This window comes from Kordia sp. (genome assembly GCF_045105435.1).
In the GTDB taxonomy this organism is placed as follows: Bacteria; Bacteroidota; Bacteroidia; order Flavobacteriales; family Flavobacteriaceae; genus Kordia.
Window position 1 is genome coordinate 1 of record NZ_JBGCDL010000392.1, and the last position, 18601, is coordinate 18601.

Consider the following 18601-nt stretch of genomic DNA (forward strand, 5'->3'; position numbering starts at 1 on the left):
AAATAGGTATAAAACGCGTTCAGAATCTGTAATTGCTGTTTTGGCAATTAACTCAAAATGTTCGGAATATGTTTTTTCAAAATGCTCCAGATTGTAATGTCCGAATTGATCTTTGAATTCCGCTTTCGCATTGAGCAAACGTGTTGCATACGAATCCGCTCGTTTTGGGAATTCAATGATGAGGTTTTTAGAGAACGATGCAAAAAACGCTGCTGAGTTTTCAAAAGGCACATTTCCTGTTAAGGATAAGTGATGAATAAGCGCTAATGCCAAGGTTGCATCTGGTTGAAACTCCTGCACACGCTGAATGAACGAGAAACGTTCGGTGTTTTGAAAACCAATTGCTGCCGACGGATTGAGCAAGTCAATCACAAAAGGAAGCATGTTTTGTTCTTTGTCTTTTTTGACCGTATAGTAGTTTTCATCTACCGCGTTGTTGTCAATATCACCCACCAAAGCTACGTCAATTTCACTTGTTATTTGACGCACAAACGTACCATCGTTTCCACCAACATCAATAACTGATTTGGCTTGTATGTTTTGAATCCAATCGTTTATAATGATTGATTTCTGTTGAAAAGCTGTATCAGAATAGTTTGTTTTCTGATAGTAATTTCCCCATTCCGATTGCTCTTTGAGTTGCAGTTTTTTGATGTAATTGTACAGATTATCAATGATATTGAATAATCCTTTTTTTGATAGTGAAGCTTGCTTGCTTTCCTTTACGTTTTCCTCTTGATGCTTGTTTTCATATTTTGCCAATAAGTGAATATTGGTGTATAAAAACGGATTTAGTTTTGTTTTTCCTGGCAATAAGGAAGCAATGAGTTTTAGTGGAATTCCATCAATGAAATTCGACATTGTTTTTAGGAATTCGGCTCCGTGATATTTTGCTACAACCAACGGACCTAAAAAGTGCGTTATGAATTGTTTGTACGCACGCCATGGTGTATTTTCAGCATAAAAATCTAGCGAAAGCGTATCTATAAATATCGCATTTCCTTTGTAAAAAGCAATGTTGTACGCGGTTGCATCTTTTAATGAAAAGTTGTTTTGCAAGGCATATTTCTGCAATTTTAAGGTATGTAAAGCAGCTTCTTTGTATTGTTGAAAACTCCATTCGTACGGATACGTTATGAACGGAATTTGTGCTGGTTGAATACAGATTTGCGTTGCAGATTTTTCTATTTCTTCATGCGGAATCAACAGTTTGTGTTGAAATGCTTTTTGAAAAAATCCAGCTGTTTCTAGCGCTTCGTATTGCGGAAAGTAACTTGGAAATATGATTCGTTTGATGATGCCGTTTTCAACATATACATGTCCGCTTGGATCGCGATATGAGGAAGCGTGTCGTGAATTATTTGTCATCTTTCGATGCGTTTTCTATCGTAGAATCATCAATGTTTATATCGTCAAATACTTCGCCTTCAGAAGTATCTTTATCCAATCCAAAGATGCTTTTTATTTTATAAGTAATGCTTTTGTAAAATAATGCGATTCCAGCTACAGCTGCTACAAGTGCTTGTACCAACATCGCTCCTAATCCTGCATCAAAATAAAGAAATTGCATAGTTTGATATTTCGGTAAAGATATAAAAATTTACTTTTTGGCAACTATTAAGTGTTGTAAATTCAATGTTGTTGCCAACAACATCCTTGAGAAAAAGAATTTATACTATTTTTTTGGTCTGGTCAAGTGATAGATATTGATTCCCAAGATGGCAAAATTTGTAATGATGATTGGCAAACCAACTCTTAATTCAGGTATTAGAAAACCGTACAGCACAAATAGTAAGCATCCAACTCCGTTGATCATTCGTAGTGTTCTTAGATCTTTCATGGTAAATGATATTAATACTGCGAGTGATGCTAAATATCCTACCCATTCTAATAATGTTATTCCTAGTATTTCCATGTTTCTGGTGTTGATTTCGTTTGTTTGTTGATTCGTCAATTTGTTTACACTGAGCTTGCCGAAGTGTCAGTTTGTTTTTTCAGCTTGTATATCGGCACAAGTTTCAAACTTGCGCTAGCATCTGATTTGTTACAAACTCATAAACTTTTCAACTTATAAACTTCTTTTTGTAAATAAAAAAAGGTTTCATTGCGTAACAATGAAACCTTTTGTATGATGTGAATCTTATGTTAGATTGTTTTGTTACGCTTTCTTTCTACTTCTGTTAAGTGTACTTTACGTAAACGTAAGAAGTTTGGCGTTACTTCAACATATTCATCTTTTTGAATGTATTCTAATGCTTCTTCTAAAGAGAATTTGATTGCAGGAACAATTTTTGCTTTGTCATCTGCTCCTGAAGAACGAACGTTTGATAGTTTTTTCGTTTTAGTAACGTTCACTGTCATATCGTCTCTACGAGAGTTTTCACCAATTACTTGTCCTTCGTAAATGTCTTCACCTGGATCTACAAAGAATTTCCCTCTGTCTTGTAATTTATCGATAGAATATGGAATTGCAGTTCCTTTTTCCATAGATACTAACGAACCATTTTGACGTTCTGGAATTCCACCACGTAATGGTTGGTATTCTTTGTATCTGTGTGCCATTATTGCTTCTCCAGCAGTTGCTGTTAACAATTGGTTACGCAATCCGATGATTCCTCTTGATGGAATTAAGAATTCGCATACCATACGCTCTCCTTTTGCTTCCATGCTTAGCATTTCACCTTTACGAAGTGATACCATTTCGATTGCTTTTCCAGATACGTGCTCTGGTAAATCGATGGTTAATTCTTCAATTGGCTCACATTTTACACCATCAATTTCTTTGATAATTACTTGTGGCTGACCAATTTGCAATTCGTATCCTTCTCTACGCATTGTTTCAATTAGTACTGATAAGTGTAATACACCTCTACCAAATACGATGAATTTGTCTGCGCTATCTGTTTCGTTTACACGTAAAGCTAAGTTTTTCTCTAGCTCTTTCATTAAACGATCTTTGATGTGACGTGATGTTACAAATTTTCCATCTTTTCCGAAGAAAGGAGAATCGTTAATTGTAAACAACATACTCATTGTTGGCTCATCAATTGCGATTGTTTTTAATCCTTCTGGATTTTCTAAATCAGCAATTGTATCTCCAATTTCAAATCCTTCCAAACCTACAATTGCACAAATATCTCCAACTTGCACTTCTGTCGTTTTCTTTCTTCCAAGTCCTTCAAATGTGAACAACTCTTTTATTTTTGTTTTGATGATTGATTTATCACGCTTCACCAAAGCAACTTGCATTCCTTCTGCTAGTGTTCCTCTTTGCAAACGACCGATAGCGATACGTCCTGTAAAAGAAGAATAATCTAAAGATGTAATTAGCATTTGTGTGCTTCCTTCTTCAAATTCTGGTGATGGAATGTGTTCCATTACCATATCTAATAAAGGCTCAATGTTTTCCGTTTCATTTTTCCAATCGTCCGACATCCAGTTGTTCTTTGCAGAACCGTATACTGCAGGGAAATCTAATTGCCATTCTTCTGCTCCTAATTCGAACATTAGATCAAATACTTTTTCGTGTACTTCGTCTGGCGTACAGTTTTCTTTATCAACTTTATTGATAACTACACAAGGTTTTAAACCTAAATCAATTGCTTTTTGAAGTACAAAACGCGTTTGTGGCATTGGTCCTTCAAAGGCATCTACTAAAAGTAATACACCATCTGCCATGTTTAATACACGCTCTACTTCTCCTCCGAAATCGGCGTGACCAGGTGTGTCAATGATGTTAATTTTAGTTCCTTTATAGTTTACAGATACGTTTTTAGAGGTAATCGTAATTCCACGCTCACGTTCTAAATCGTTGTTGTCAAGAATTAAATCTCCTGTATTTTCATTTTCACGAAATAGTTGACAGTGATACATTATCTTGTCAACCAACGTTGTTTTCCCGTGATCTACGTGCGCAATAATTGCGATATTTTTAATTGAAGCCATATTACCTCTTATTTTTAAGCGTGCAAATGTACTGTTTATTTACTAGAGAAAAGAATTTTAACCAGTTTTTAGGTTAATTTACTGTTAATTAACATTTTAAGAATTTTTTTTCTGTGGTTTTTCAGACTATAAAAATGGTGCTTTGGATTTTTACGCCATCAGCTTTACATTTTAGCCCTAATTTCATTTCCAATTTAGGACCTTCAACCAAAACGGTTTTCATGAAAATTTCACTTTTTCTTATATTTTTCACAAATATGTGTAACATTTTCTCATTGATTCAGTCTTAATATGAGTAGCCAACGTAAATATCAATATTTTTATCGTGTTTTTTATTTTAAAAGATGTAGATATTGTTAAATTTGCAGTCCTCCACCGAAATAATAATATTAATATATAAACCTTTAAGACTTCATTTAATATGAAAAAAATTTTATGCCTGTTCGCAATTGCCTTGATGATGGTAAGTTGTGGTGGAACAAAGAGCTCCGGAACATCTTTTATTCCTAAAGATGCTATTGGAGTAATGTACGTTAACTTAGAATCACTTTCACAAAAAAGTAGTACTGTTGATTTTAAAAATTTGAGCATTAGTAAAATGATCAATGAAAGTGCTCCGAGAGAGCTTAAAGAATTCATGAATACGCAAATGACTGCTGAAAACATGAAAGCTACTTTCCGAAATGATTTTATGTTAGGATTCATGAGTTTTGATCGCATGTCTCCTTCTGGAGGATTCGTAATCCCTATTAAAGATGCTGCATCTTTCCAAAAAATGATCCAACCAATGCTAGACAAAATGCCAAGGATGGAAAAGCAAGAAAGTGTAGGAAAAGACAATGCATTTACAGTATGCACAAGTAGAGACTTAGCAATTGGTTGGAACGACCAAAATGCTTTAATTGTAATTTCTGACAGAGCTGCAGCACAAACGCTAATTGACCTTACAAAGTTAGAATCTTCTAACATGATTACTGCTACTGATTATTTTAGTGGTTTCTTTGATGGAAGTAAAGATATGGGAATTCATATTTCTTCTACTCCTGTAAGTGATTTAGCAAGTTCATTCCTTACAAATTTTGGAGCTAATATGGATTTGAAGAATAACAACTTCATGTACCATACTACATTTGAAGAAGATCGCCTTTTTACATCTGCAAAATTCAAAATGAATGATGACATGAAATCAATTATTGGTTATGAGTCATGGATGTCTACAGGTTACAATGCTGATTTGTTAAAAATGATGCCAAATAATGCTGCAATGTTAGTGAAAGCTTCTATTGATCCTACTGCAATGTATAAGCATATAGAAGGTCTTCAAAATAGTTCTGTATTGCCAGATATGGTGAAATCACAAATCAAAAGAGCTTTGAGCGGAATGAATCGTGAGATGAATCGTGAGATGGGAATGACAATGGAAGAACTTGCTGGAATTTTTGAAGGTTCTATGATGATGAGTATGACAGAAGGTGTTAATGTACAAGCTACTAGATATACTTATGATGAAGATTACAATAGAGTACCTGAAACATATACTAAAAAGCAACCTTATATTTATGCTGCTGTTTCTATTAAAGATCAAGCAAAGTTTGATAGTATGTTAGATGTTGTTATGAAACAAGAAACACCAATGGCTACAAAAGGGAAAAATTACTACCAATTAGAAAAAGATCTTTTTGCAGTTATTAAAAATAAAGTGCTTTTTGTTACTAATGATGGAAGCAAAGCTGACGAAATCTATAACAATGGAAAATTAGCTTCTAACCTTTCTGGATTTGAGCATAAAGACAAGTTAGATAACTCTATGTATGTCTACATGAACGAAAACTTTACAGAAATGTACTCAGATATAATTAATAGCATGAATCCTTATGCAAGCTACGCAAGAGGAGGCTTAAATATGGATGCAGCTAATGATATATACAGCAAGTACTTCGGTGATACACATATGACTATGAGTACTGACGGAATGGAAATGTATTCATACACAAAAGGTGAAGGCAATTCATTGGTTAACATAATTAAATATATGGACGTTATGATGCAAGAAGTAACAAAAATGGTGCGTTAATAATACGTAGCAAACAATATTTTTTTATAGCGTGACTATACAAATACAAGAAATAATTCCAACATACTTTACTCCAACTTCATCTGAAGTTTGGAGTAAAGTTTTTTCTTTACAAGCAGGTGAAAAGTACTTGGTAAAAGCTGCTTCTGGTAGTGGGAAAAGTTCTTTCTTCAATTTTTTATATGGTTTAAATAATAAGTTTACGGGCAGTATTTTGTTTGATGATACTGACATTACTTCTTTAGCCGAATCGGAATGGACACAATTACGACGCGAAAAAATTTCTATTGTTTTTCAAGGATTGCGCTTGTTTCCCGAATTGACTGCTATGGAGAATGTTCAGTTAAAAAACCAATTGACAAAGCATAAAACAGAAGCTGAAATTTTAGCCTACATGAAACGCTTGGATGTAGATAAATTGGCATATAAAAAAGCGGAAACTTTATCGTACGGACAACAACAGCGTATTGCTATTGTAAGAGCCTTATGTCAACCGTTTGAATTGTTATTGTTAGATGAGCCTTTTAGTCATATTGACGCTGTACAAATTGACAATGCAACTACGCTTATTTTAGACGAAATAACTCAACGAAACGCAACTTTAGTCATTGCGAGTTTAGGGAATTCATACGATATTAATTATTCAAAAACATTGCTATTGTGATAGGAAACTTGTTACATAAACAAATTCACTTTTCGCAATTATTATTTTTTGCGTTGACTTCTAGTTTAGGACTTGGAATTTTACTCCTTGCCTTTCAACTTTTTATTGATACGCAATCGCTTTTTAGTTCTTCTAACGATTTACTAGGCAATAAAAATATTATCATTTCCAAACAAATTGGTTTAGATAATACTTTTTCTCCTGAAGAAATTGAAGAAATTAAACAGCAAGATTTTATTATAGATGCCGCTAATTTTACTAATGGAGTCTACAGAGTGCAAGGTACAATTACCATTGCTGGCATGAATAGCATTACTACAGACATGTTTTTAGAAGCTATTCCTACTAATTTTATTGACATTCAGAATGAAAACTGGAAATGGGATCCAACTGCTAGAGAAGTACCTATTATTGTTCCAAAAATGTATCTCGATTTATACAATCATGGGTTTGCTCCTATGGCTGGATTACCTCAAATTAAAAAAGGACTTATCCGTCAAATTCCAATCGATCTTACTTTAACTAGTTCTAGCAGAGAACGAAAAAAATACAGCGCTTATATTTTAGATGCTTCTGAAAAAATAAACACGATTTTGGTTCCACAATCATTTTTGGAATACACCAATAAATTGTTGAGTCCAAACAAAGAAGTGAAAACATCGCGTGTTATCTTAGAAGTTGCGAATCCTTCTGATCCGGAAGTATTAGATTTTTTAGCTGTAAAGGACTATCAATATTTAAAAAATGAGGTGCAAAGTTCGCGCATTAGCTACTTTTTACAAATCATTTTAACTATTGTGTTAGGCATTGGACTTTTGATTACTATATTATCTATTACATTGGTTATTACCAATATCAATCTACTTATCTTAAAGAACAAACAAACCATTTGTCAGTTGTACTTTTTAGGCTTTTCGCGAAAAGAAATTGCCAATGTATATCACAAATTATCCTATAAAATTTTAGGCGTTTCTATTTGTATTGCTTTGATTTTGACAATAGGATGTAAATATGCGTTTTCAAATTACTTAGAAAAATTAAGTGTGGAAACTAGCGCGCTTTCAATACTATACGTTTTAGCGTTTGCAATTGTGTTATTTGTAGTACTTGCACTGTATTACACCAAACATACCAACAAAAAGATTAAGCAAATGACTGCAATTAATACAAGCTTACTTACTACTGAAATTTAGTGTATCTTTGCAGCAAATTTACAATTTATGCAACTCAGTTCTATTCCAAAAATTAAACATACTACATCAAATAATTTCTTTTTATTAGCAGGTCCGTGCGCCATTGAAAGTGAAGATATGGCTTTACGCATTGCGGAAAAAGTAGTGGCAATTACTGATAAATTAGAAATTCCGTATGTATTTAAAGGAAGCTTTAAGAAAGCGAATCGTAGTCGTATTGATAGTTTTACTGGTATTGGAGACGAAAAGGCGTTAGAAGTTCTTAAAAAGGTTTCTGAGACGTTTAATGTACCAACAGTTACTGATATTCATGAAGCTTCTGATGCTGCCAAAGCTGCTGCGTACGTAGATGTACTTCAAATTCCTGCATTTTTAGTACGCCAAACGGATTTGGTAGTTGCTGCTGCAAAAACAGGAAAGGTTGTCAACTTGAAAAAAGGACAGTTTATGAGTCCTGAAAGTATGCAACATGCTGTAAAAAAAGTGCACGATTCTGGAAATGAAAATGCATGGATTACCGATCGTGGAACCATGTTCGGTTACCAAGATATGATTGTAGATTTTCGTGGAATTCCAACTATGAAACAGTTTGCACCAACAGTTTTGGATGTTACACATTCGCTACAACAGCCAAATCAATCTAGTGGTGTAACTGGCGGAAGACCTGATATGATTGAAACTATTGCACGTGCGGGCGTTGTAAATAATGTTGATGGATTGTTTATTGAAACTCATTTTGATCCGGCAAATGCAAAAAGTGATGGCGCAAATATGCTGCATTTAGATTATTTAGAAAACTTATTGAGCAATTTGGTACAGATTCGTAAAACGATTAATGGGTTTTAGACCGCTTTTAGCTGTTAGACCGCTACGTTATTGGATATTGGATGAGTTCACTTACTGTTCTTATTGTTATTTGAAACCTCATTCATATTTTCAAATTGAAACATCAACTAATTCACAAATTGGCATCATCAAAACACAAAGCAATTAGTAGAAACTTGCAGCTTCTTTTAGTACATCAAAGAAAATTTTGTCGTTGATGTGTTTTATATTTTTATAGCGAAGCGATGCCATTTTTTTTCGTTTTTCGGTAACTAAATGTGACGTGTGTACGGTAATTTCTCCACCTTTTACAATTCCGACATCGACAAATTTCTTTTTATGACTTGCGTTGAAGTAGCAAAACGGTTTTCCTTTGTAATAATAGAACGGAATTCTGTATTTGTATTTTAATTCGGCAGTTGGCAATAAATGTGCTACCAATACTTGCAATTCCAACAAGATTGATTTGTACGGTTCGGGTTGTTGCAGGATGTAATTTTCTGCTGGATTCATGATGTTTGATAGAAACTCTAAGATACTTATAAATTTAAACTATTTACATAAAAAAAGAGCTTACGCAGTGTAAGCCCTTTTTAATTTATATGTTTTCTTTAAATGTTAGCAAGGGTTAGAAATTAAACAGTCTGCTTTTGTATCTGCTCCTCCTCCGCAATAGTCTGTCTCTCCTCCAGTTCTTGTTGTTGGACGTGTACACTCTGTTCCTGTACAAGAAATACAACTTTGTTTTCCATCGTTTGTATAACACTCAAGTACTGTTCCACAAGTAAAATTGTTTCTTGAAATTGGCACTGTATCGGTGTTCACTAACGATCTACCCACAATAGTTTTCATGGTTTTAAAAGCTACAATCGTCGTTTTTTGGAATTTGAGTTTGGAGATAATTTGTTTTTTCTTCATAATCACTAAGGTTTCATAAGTTATACTCAAATATAAATCCACAAGTGGGAATTTAAGTGAAATACTTCTAGAAATTCATAAATCACGAGATATAAATACATCATTCAACATTCTGATTATCAAGGTTTTTTATATAATACGAAGGATATAATCCTGTTTTATTTTTGAATGCTCTTGAAAACGACTCTGAACGGTTAAAACCAATTTCGCGCGCAATGGAATCAATGGTATACGAACGAAATTTTTTATCTTCTTTTAACCGTCTGATTGCATAGTTGACACGTAAATCGGTAATATATGCTGTAAACGATTTTCCTTTGTGCGCATTGACTAATTTTGACAGATACGAAGTATTAGTTTTTAATTTTTTGGCAACTTCATTCAAACTGCTATTTTTACTGAGATACAATTCTTTGACTTCAAAGTTTTGCAACTTCTTCAATAGTTTTGCTTTTGTTTCATCAATAATTTCGACTTCTTTCTGCTGTAAAGTCTCTATGTTTTTTTCTTGTAGCGTGGATTCTTTTACTTGTTTTTCTTCTAAAGTCTCGCCTTTGAGTAGAGGAACACTTTCGGTAAGTAATTCTTTTTCTTCTTCAAGCGTTTTTAAAATTTTAGCAAATTTTTGTTGATTCTTTTTTTCACGCTTCTTGTAGAAATAAACCAATCCACCTACTGTAAAAAGCGCTAAAAAAATACTTACATACAGAATGGTTTGGGTTTTTTTAGTTTTCTTCTCCGCTTCACTCAATTCTTCTTTCAAAGATTGTAAATCATATTTTTTTATAATTTCAATACCAATGGCATTTTGTTGCTTATCATTTTTTGTATATACTTCATTTGTTTTTTCAAAGTAGAACAAACTCTTTTCTGTATCCCCGATTGCTTTATAGGATTTGCCCAAAAACTTATACATATCTTCTAAACTGAAGAAGTTTGTATTTTTTTGTTGCTGATTAAATTCTATTTTCTCTAGAACATCAATTGCTTTTTCATATTCTCCTTTATAGTAATGTATTTTTCCAATATTAAGATTTATAAAAGGCAATTGTGATTTTGAAGTTTCAATTTTATTTGCATATTCAAATGCTTTATCTATATATAGAATTGACTCATCATACTTTTTTTTGAGAAGATTTGTTTCTCCTAAGAAATTATAGAAATAAGTTTTTGCATCTTCATCTCCATATTCATCACTAAGTGCAATTCCTTTATTCCCATAATATTCAGCTTTTGCGTAATTTTCTAGACGCAAATACGATTTGGTAAGTGCGATATATATGCTAACTTCTAGTCTATTTAACTTTTTAGATTGCTCTTTTTTAAGAATTTCTAATGTACCTTCTAATAATTCAACTGCTCCTTGATTGTCGTCTACTTCAATTTTCAACAAGGCTATATTTTTTGATATTATTAATTTTTTAACAGTACTTTTTATTTTTTTAGCAATTTTTATAGCTTTAAGATAACTTTCCATAGACTGATTGTAATCACCATAATCATAATAAAAATCACCTTTATTGATTAATGATGACAGAATCAAGTCATCATTCTTAAGTTTTACTGCAATTTCATATAATTTATCTACATGAAATATTGTTTTTTTAAAATTCTTTTGGTCATGATTCCAATATGACAATGAATAGTTTCCCCAAAATTGTGCTAATAAGTCTTCAGATTTTAGCATTACATTTTCAATATGTATCAAGCATATACTCTCTCTTAATGAATCTCGTTTATATTTCTGTGCAAACAGAAGTGAAAATTCTTTGGGAGCTAATTTATGCAGAGAATTTTCAAACTCTGTTTTATTAAATTGTTGCACCACATCTTGATTATTTTCCTGAGCCACAGTTGGCAAGACAATCAAAAAAGAAAAGGTTATTAAGAATACCGTTACGTATTTTCGGAGAAGCATACACAGTTTTGTTTGGGCTTTAGTGTTTTATCACATTAGGTAGGTTATTCAAAAATAATAGTTTTTAGTTTAATTGTAGTCCTATTTTGAATGCTAATTTTAATCAATAATGGTCTTCATACCTAAAAAATAGATTTTCGAGATACTGAATGCGGTAACTTTGGAGAATACAGAAAACAAAAAACTCCTAAGAAATATTCTTAAGAGTTTTAAATTTTTAGAGGAATCGTACTTGTTTAGTTTTATACGACATCTGTTACTATTACTTCAACTTATATTTTTTGTATTTCTAGTATAGACTTCAAAAAATGTACTTTTGTACTATTAACATCTTTCGGCACTATCGCCTGCTGTTAAATAAGTTTTGCATTCATCTTCATCTGTTTGTGTACAAATTGTTGTATTTGCACAAAGGAAGTCAATTTATGGTATAGGACCTCCTCCTTTTATAGCATTAAGATTTGAAATGCTTACTTTTCTAATTGTCAAACCTAGGTTTCTTTTTTTCTTCATATTAATAAATTTTTATTTCGATTTATGCCTTATACAAAGATAAATAGAAAATGAAATGCCGTTTTAATGTAGTTAGTCGCCATTTAATAAATTATGATAAATAACTCAGTTACATCACTGACTAACTTAAAGTAGATCCACTCCTTATTAACACCTTTCAGCACTATCTGAAGCTGTTAAAAAAGTTTTACAATTTTGTCCTGGTATACTGTGTGGTTCTGTAGTTATAACACATAAGAAATTAACTGATGGTATTAAATCAGTTCCACCTTTACCAATAAGATTATTTAGTTTTGAGATACTAACTTTTTTAACTTGAAGGTTTACTTGTTTTTGTGTTTTCATAGTACTTATTTTCGATTTTATGTTCTCTCAAATATAACTATAAAATGAAGTTCGACTTTAATGTTGGTAGTCGTCATTTATAAATTACGATGTATTTCATTTTACAACCTACTGTTTTTCAAGCTCTTTTATAAAATACGACGGATACAGTCCTGTTTTTACCTTGAACGCTTTAGAAAACGATTCGGAACGCTTGAAACCTATTTCTTGTGCAATGGCGCCAATGGTAAAAGATCTAAATTTACGATCTACAGACAATCGTTCTATTGCATATTCTACGCGTAAATCGGTAATATATGCCGTAAATGATTTTTCTTTATACGTATTTATTACTTTTGAAAGATAGGTTGTGTTGGTTTGTATTTTTTTGGCAACTTCTACCAACGTACTTTCATTGCTTAAATACAATTCTTTGGCTTCAAAATCTTCTAATTTTTTGAGGATTTCCGCAGTTTTTTCATCAATTTCAGGAATTACATTCGCTTTTGAATCTGATTTTTTCGTGTGTACTGCAGACGTTGTTTTTACATTTTTTTCTAAAGGAACGCGTTCTTGTTGTCGCTTTTCTTCCAATTGTAACATTAAATTGGTAAACCGTGCTTTGTTTTTTTGCTGTTGTTTTTTGTAATACACAATCAAACCAACTATGGTAAGCAGAAGCAATCCTATTCCGATAGCATACAGGTATTTTGTGCGTTTCGATTTGGTTTCTAAATCTGTAATTTGCTCTTTTAAATTCCCCAATTTATTTTTTGTGATACGAGAGTTAAGAATGGCACGTGTTTTATCATTTTCAGCATCTATTTCATGGGCTTTTTTGTAATATTTAGAGCTTTCTTCTATATTTTCAACAGCCGAATATGATTCTGCTAAACCGATATAAAGTCCTTGAATACTTAAATAATCTGTTTCGTTTTCTTTCAATAATTGCTGCCCTTCTAGAAACTCTTTTATCGCTAAGTCGTGTTTATTTTCTGCTGCGTAATTTCTTCCGATATACAATTTTAAAAACATATCTAACGACTTGCTACCACCAGCGCTGTCTATCAACCCTTTTACTTTTATAAATAGTTCGTGTGCTTTGGTATAGTTTCCACTATTGGATTCTATTTCGCCCAAAAAAGTGCTAAAATATGCTTGGAATGCTATATTTTTAGCCTGTTTACTCAATGCCAAACCTTTGTTAGCATACGAACTCGCTTCTGTATGATTGTCCAAATTGATGTACGCTTTGGTTAAACCAAGGTATATGGTAGCTCGTTTTTTTTCTAAGCTTTTATCGCTTGATTCTTTGATTTTCTGTAGATTTTCAAGATATAAATCTATAGCGCCCAAATTGTCTTTTACTTGAAGTTGAACGAGCGCAATATTATTTTTAGATTCAATCTGCGCTTTTAATGAGTTCATTTTCTTTGCCAGCTCAAAAGCTTCTAAAAAACTTTCTAACGCAGGTTCATTTTGTCCACCAAAAAAAAGATAGACACCTCTTTTCTTATGTGCTTCATATAATAAAGGTATGTTTCCTAAACGCTCCGATTTTTCAATTCCAATATCTAAACTCGCTACAGCTTCTTTTAGGTTATAATTTCTATTTTGCCAACTTGCCAACGTTATATAGGTTTCAGCTACTTCATTTTCATCTTTTGATGTGATATAATTTGATCGCAAGTAGCTTATTACTATTCTTGCTTTTGCAACACTCGTTCGTCCTTGTATATAATATTCTTCAACAACATCTTTAAAAGACATTTTTTGCAGTGATTTTTGAAGCGAAATGGTATCAATTGAAGTACTTGTGGAGGTTTGTGCAAATCCTATACCTGTAAAACAAAATAAAAGTACACACGTTATACAAATGTTCCATGGTTTGAAACGAAGTAATGGCATCATATTTGGACTGTGGTTATAGTTATTGGGAATACTCAAAAATAACGAAATTAAATTCATAAATGTATTTTCTATATTATAAATATGTAAGCTACTATATATTAAGCTTCTATATTTATTAAATTTTTAAAATTGTATGGTATTGTTAAATAGATGGTTTCTTTTCTCGTTTCTTTTTTACTGTAATTTATGGCTACATGCGCAAGACTACGCAACAGTTGATAAGGTAGTCGCAACATATCCTTCATCATTTCAATCTATTGAAAAATTTGCAGATCGCATCGAAAAAGATTTTACTACAGATGCAACTAAAGTGCGTGCCGCGTATTATTGGATAGCACATCATATTCAATACAATTATAAAATAGTAGGATCGAGCAAAACTGGATATCCTACAATTACAATCAATACGTACGAAAGCGAAGACGAATTTCATTATAAATATAAAAAAGTATATGCTACGTATGCATTGCAATATAAAGCCGCTGTTTGTGAAGGGTATGCTCAGTTATTATTTTACGTGTGTGAAGAACTTGGTATCAAAGCAACTGTCATTAAAGGAAATGCGATAACTTCTGGACATCGATACGGATTGATTCCTAGAAATACAAATCACGCGTGGAATGCGGTCTTTTTTAATGATAAATGGAATTTAATTGACGCCACATGGTCCACAGGAAATGAACGTGACAAACCTAATCATGTCGATTTTCATGACACTTATTTTTGTATTTCTCCTCAAAAAATGATTCTGAATCACTTTCCTAAAGATCCAAAATGGCAATTGCTAAAAACACCAATGACAAAGAAAGCGTTTTTTACACAACCCATTATATATAGTGAGTATTTGGCTTTAGATATAGCTTTAAGTAAAAACACAAAAGGATTGATTAAAGCAAAAGTAAACGGATTTATTAGATTGCGTTTTACAAAAATTGATACGACTAAAAAGTATTATTACTCGTTTTCTAAAGATGAATATTCTAAACAATTAACATTTACAAAAGCTGGAAACGAATACATTACCAACATTCCGTTCAAAAGTACTAAAAGAGATTTTTTAAGTATTTTTTCAGAGTCTTCCGGTATGCTTAGATTTCGCATACTTCCAACACAGTAATTCCTATTTGGGCAAGGTAAATATGAACGTCGCGCCATTACCTTCACTACTTTCTAAAGAAATTTCACCTTCGTTTCGTTCAATGATTTTTTTCACCAAAGCCAATCCAATTCCTATGGCTTCTCCATCTGTCTCTACTTTTAATTTTTGAAAAAGTTCAAAGATTTTTTTATGATATTTTGCTGGAATTCCTGGTCCGTTATCTTTTATAAAAAACGTATGATTATGTTTACTGACTTCGTAATTAATAGTAATTTCTATTTGTTCTTTATCGGTATGTTTGATGGCATTCTGAAGTAAATTTAGAAACACTTGCTGCATTTGCAATTCATTAAACACAAGTCGTGGTAATTTTTTTTCGAGCGAAATAGAAATGTGTTCTTTTGAGATACTATTAACAATGCGTTTTACAAGTGTATGTACATTAATTTCTTTTACAGCCTGATCTGATTCCGCTTGAAGTGAATAGTTTAAAATACCTTCTACTAGCAAATCCATTTGTGTGACTTGACTTTTGATTTGCTGTAAACTTTTTAGGGCTTTTCCATTCAATTGTTCATCTTCGTCATCTGAAAGCCAATCAGTTAATGTGTATATATTTCGCAACGGACGTTTTAAATCGTGCGAAACTACATAGGCAAATTCTTCTAAATCTCTGTTTTTATCTAATAGTTCTTTGGCGCGAATTTCTAAATCGTTCGTACGTTGTTTCACGGTATCTTCCAAATTTTCATTCAGCGCTTCTGTCTCTTTACGGTAGCGAATAAATATATTCATCATCCAAAAAGAACACATAAAAATAGCTATTGCCGATAGTAATATGGCAGTTTTATACACTGTATTTATATCATTTAGATATACAGCATACGCTAAATGTATTGTTTCTGTAGCACTATAAATAAGTACTAAAATTCGATTACTCAATAATAATACGGAACCAAAAATAAACACATAAGTAACCAGTAAAATATCAAGCGAAAAATTGTTTAAATAGATTGCATACGTCAAGTAATGCTGAAATGCCATTGTTACTCCGAAAACGAACCAACCGTAGTGTTCTAGAATGAATTTTGACTTGAAACTCGGTAAAATTCCAATGATTAAAAAGAGAATAGAAAAGATAATATTTCCATAAAAAGGCAATATAATTTCTGGATTATAATATTTCATAATCTCCAGATATACAAACGTACTTGGCGCACCTAGACATAGCGTTATATAGCTATTCTTTATTTCAAAAGGCTCTAATGCGCCTAGGTTTTTAAATACGCTTTTTATCATGGTAATAGTATGCAATCCTTTTTAAAAATCAATTTTCAACTGCTGTTGGAATTGTAAATATGAAAGTTGTTCCTTTCCCTAATTCGCTTGCTACACTAATTGTTCCGCCATTTCGTTCAATGATTTTCTTTACCAATGCCAAACCAATTCCTATGGAATCAATCTCAGATTTGACTTCTAGTTTTTGAAATAATTCAAAGATTTTTTTGTGATATTTCTCATTAATTCCAGGTCCATTATCTTGTATCGAGAACTGATGTCCATCTTGTGTGAGTTGATATTTAATATGAATTTCAACCAATTCTTTGTCATTATGTTTGATGGCATTCTGAATCAAATTTTGAAAGACTTGAAGTAATTGCGATTCGTTAAAAATGACTTTTGGTAGCGTATTTTCTGTATGAATTGAAACCTTTTCACTAGCATTCACCGCAATAATTCTGTTCACTAATGATTGTGCATCTACGTTACTTACCGATCGTTCTTTGTCCATTTGCAACGAATAATTCAGAATTCCTTCAACCAATAAATCCATTTGTGTTACTTGCTCTTTAATAAGTTGCAAACTTTGATTGGTTTCCTCGTTAAATTGATATTCGGTATCATCAGTAAGCCAATCGGTTAAAGTATAAATATTTCGCAACGGACGTTTTAAATCGTGTGAAACTACATAGGCAAATTCTTCTAAATCCTTGTTCTTTCGAAGTAATTCTTTCGCTCTTGTCTCCAAATCTTCGGTACGTTGCGCAATGCGTTCTTCCAACTGCACATTGACAGTTTCCAATTTTTTTCGGTAGCGAATCAATCCATTCATCACCAAAAAAGAAAAGATAAAAATAGTACTCATTGATGTCAAAATGGCACTTTTTTCCATACTACCCCAATCCGAATAATACACTCTATATGATAAATGAATCAATTGAGAAGCACTAAAAATAATGACTAACAAACGATTGCTCAACAATAAAACTGCTCCAAAAATAAAGACATACGTCACTAACAAATAGTCAAGTGAAAAGTTATTTAATGCAGTTGTATACGTGAGGTAATACTGGAAAATGATGAGACTTACAAAGGTAATCCACCCGTAAATTTCATCGAGAAATGCATTTTTGAAATACGGAATAATTCCTACTATAACAAACCAAGATGTAAACACAATTTCTCCATGATATGGAATGTTTAATGTGGGATTGTAATACAACATGATCAACACATAAATGTAGGTGCTTGGTCCTGCAAGTAAAAATGTGAGGCCACTATTTTTTATTTCAAAGCGTTCAAGTCGCCCAATATCGCTAAGATATTTTAAAACTTTTGCCAACTAAATTAATTTTAGGTTAAGTTTTTAAAGTTATGGAAATGATTTTAAATAGTCTTCATTCTTTTAAAATTATATAGAAGCGAGCTTATTTTTAAAGAAATTTCTTTCTTATTATTCGGAAAATGATGAATTTTTTAATTTTATCTACATATTATTTCTTTTACAAAAATCTGCTAATTCTATTTTTAATAATTCTAAGACCGTTTTATTCAACAGAAAAATCATTTTTCACTTGTACAATTAACAATTTTTATTTTACTTTGCATTTCAAAGTACTTTTAAAATGACATCATCAGACTATCTAAAAGACATTAAAGAGATTAAGAATCTCATGAATAAATCATCTCGGTTTATTTCATTAAGCGGACTTTCTGGCATCATGGCAGGAATTTACGCCCTAGTTGGCGCTTGGTTTGCGCATCAAGTATTGCACACTTCTTATGAAGTTGAAAGCACAACATACAACAGAAATACTTCCATTTTTACTGACGATATTACCTTAAAACTTTTCGCAATTGCAAGTATTGTTTTGTTTTTGGCTGTTGTGACAGGAATCATCTTAACACAGCGAAAAGCACGAAAAAATGGAGAACG

The 18601-nt window shown here is 32.3% G+C and carries 16 protein-coding genes and 1 pseudogene; 6 read left to right on the forward strand and 11 right to left on the reverse strand.

Features of this window, described 5'->3' with window-relative positions:
- The 4 genes from AB8B65_RS19780 to typA all read right to left on the reverse strand — a co-directional run.
- Window positions 1–1368 (reverse strand): class I SAM-dependent methyltransferase (locus AB8B65_RS19780; protein WP_405303012.1); only part of this gene is annotated, 1368 nt, incomplete at its 3' end.
- Window positions 1358–1570: a hypothetical protein gene (locus tag AB8B65_RS19785; protein WP_405303013.1), complete on the reverse strand. Its 213-nt coding sequence runs from the start codon at window positions 1568–1570 to the stop codon at window positions 1358–1360. The genes AB8B65_RS19785 and AB8B65_RS19780, both read right to left, overlap by 11 nt.
- Before the next feature lie 105 nt (window positions 1571–1675).
- Window positions 1676–1915, reverse strand: a complete 240-nt coding sequence (locus AB8B65_RS19790) for a uroporphyrinogen decarboxylase (protein WP_405303014.1) — start codon at window positions 1913–1915, stop codon at window positions 1676–1678.
- A gap of 230 nt (window positions 1916–2145) precedes the next feature.
- Window positions 2146–3945 carry a translational GTPase TypA gene (typA, locus tag AB8B65_RS19795; RefSeq protein WP_405303015.1) on the reverse strand — a complete coding sequence of 600 codons (1800 nt, stop codon included), beginning with the start codon at window positions 3943–3945 and terminating at the stop codon, window positions 2146–2148.
- A gap of 421 nt (window positions 3946–4366) precedes the next feature.
- On the opposite strand from typA, the gene AB8B65_RS19800 reads away from it, so the two are divergent.
- From AB8B65_RS19800 to kdsA, 4 genes are read left to right on the forward strand one after another with little or no spacing between them, the layout of a single operon-like run.
- Window positions 4367–6019: a DUF4836 family protein gene (locus AB8B65_RS19800; RefSeq protein ID WP_405303016.1), complete on the forward strand. Its 1653-nt coding sequence runs from the start codon at window positions 4367–4369 to the stop codon at window positions 6017–6019.
- A gap of 31 nt (window positions 6020–6050) precedes the next feature.
- A complete protein-coding gene (locus tag AB8B65_RS19805; RefSeq protein ID WP_405303017.1) occupies window positions 6051–6683 on the forward strand; it encodes an ATP-binding cassette domain-containing protein in 633 nt (210 codons plus the stop codon).
- Entirely contained in the window at window positions 6680–7876 is a 1197-nt protein-coding gene (locus AB8B65_RS19810) for a hypothetical protein (protein WP_405303018.1), read from the forward strand. The genes AB8B65_RS19805 and AB8B65_RS19810 overlap by 4 nt, the downstream gene beginning before the upstream one ends.
- Before the next feature lie 27 nt (window positions 7877–7903).
- A complete protein-coding gene (kdsA, locus tag AB8B65_RS19815) occupies window positions 7904–8722 on the forward strand; it encodes a 3-deoxy-8-phosphooctulonate synthase (RefSeq protein ID WP_405303019.1) in 819 nt (272 codons plus the stop codon).
- A 144-nt stretch (window positions 8723–8866) separates the two neighbouring features.
- Here kdsA and AB8B65_RS19820 read toward each other — a convergent pair whose 3' ends face one another.
- The 5 genes from AB8B65_RS19820 to AB8B65_RS19840 form a co-directional block, all read right to left on the reverse strand.
- Window positions 8867–9214: a DUF1801 domain-containing protein gene (locus AB8B65_RS19820; protein WP_405303020.1), complete on the reverse strand. Its 348-nt coding sequence runs from the start codon at window positions 9212–9214 to the stop codon at window positions 8867–8869.
- A gap of 105 nt (window positions 9215–9319) precedes the next feature.
- Window positions 9320–9619 (reverse strand): hypothetical protein, encoded by a 300-nt coding sequence (locus AB8B65_RS19825; protein ID WP_405303021.1) that lies wholly within the window; start codon window positions 9617–9619, stop codon window positions 9320–9322.
- A gap of 100 nt (window positions 9620–9719) precedes the next feature.
- Window positions 9720–11537 (reverse strand): helix-turn-helix domain-containing protein, encoded by a 1818-nt coding sequence (locus AB8B65_RS19830; RefSeq protein ID WP_405303022.1) that lies wholly within the window; start codon window positions 11535–11537, stop codon window positions 9720–9722.
- A gap of 660 nt (window positions 11538–12197) precedes the next feature.
- A complete protein-coding gene (locus AB8B65_RS19835) occupies window positions 12198–12395 on the reverse strand; it encodes a hypothetical protein (RefSeq protein WP_405303023.1) in 198 nt (65 codons plus the stop codon).
- A gap of 108 nt (window positions 12396–12503) precedes the next feature.
- A complete protein-coding gene (locus AB8B65_RS19840) occupies window positions 12504–14342 on the reverse strand; it encodes a helix-turn-helix domain-containing protein (protein WP_405303024.1) in 1839 nt (612 codons plus the stop codon).
- A 76-nt stretch (window positions 14343–14418) separates the two neighbouring features.
- Here AB8B65_RS19840 and AB8B65_RS19845 point away from each other — a divergent pair, with 76 nt between their 5' ends.
- Complete coding sequence (locus tag AB8B65_RS19845; protein WP_405303025.1) at window positions 14419–15402, forward strand: transglutaminase domain-containing protein; 984 nt, start codon at window positions 14419–14421, stop codon at window positions 15400–15402.
- A gap of 3 nt (window positions 15403–15405) precedes the next feature.
- On the opposite strand, the gene AB8B65_RS19850 is transcribed toward AB8B65_RS19845, so the two are convergent.
- Window positions 15406–16683, reverse strand: a complete 1278-nt coding sequence (locus AB8B65_RS19850) for an ATP-binding protein (RefSeq protein WP_405303026.1) — start codon at window positions 16681–16683, stop codon at window positions 15406–15408.
- Window positions 16684–16711: 28 nt separating this feature from the next.
- Entirely contained in the window at window positions 16712–18007 is a 1296-nt protein-coding gene (locus AB8B65_RS19855) for an ATP-binding protein (RefSeq protein ID WP_405303027.1), read from the reverse strand.
- Between the two features lie 283 nt (window positions 18008–18290).
- On the opposite strand from AB8B65_RS19855, the pseudogene AB8B65_RS19860 reads away from it, so the two are divergent.
- Window positions 18291–18601, forward strand: a pseudogene (locus AB8B65_RS19860) (hypothetical protein); the annotation flags it as partial.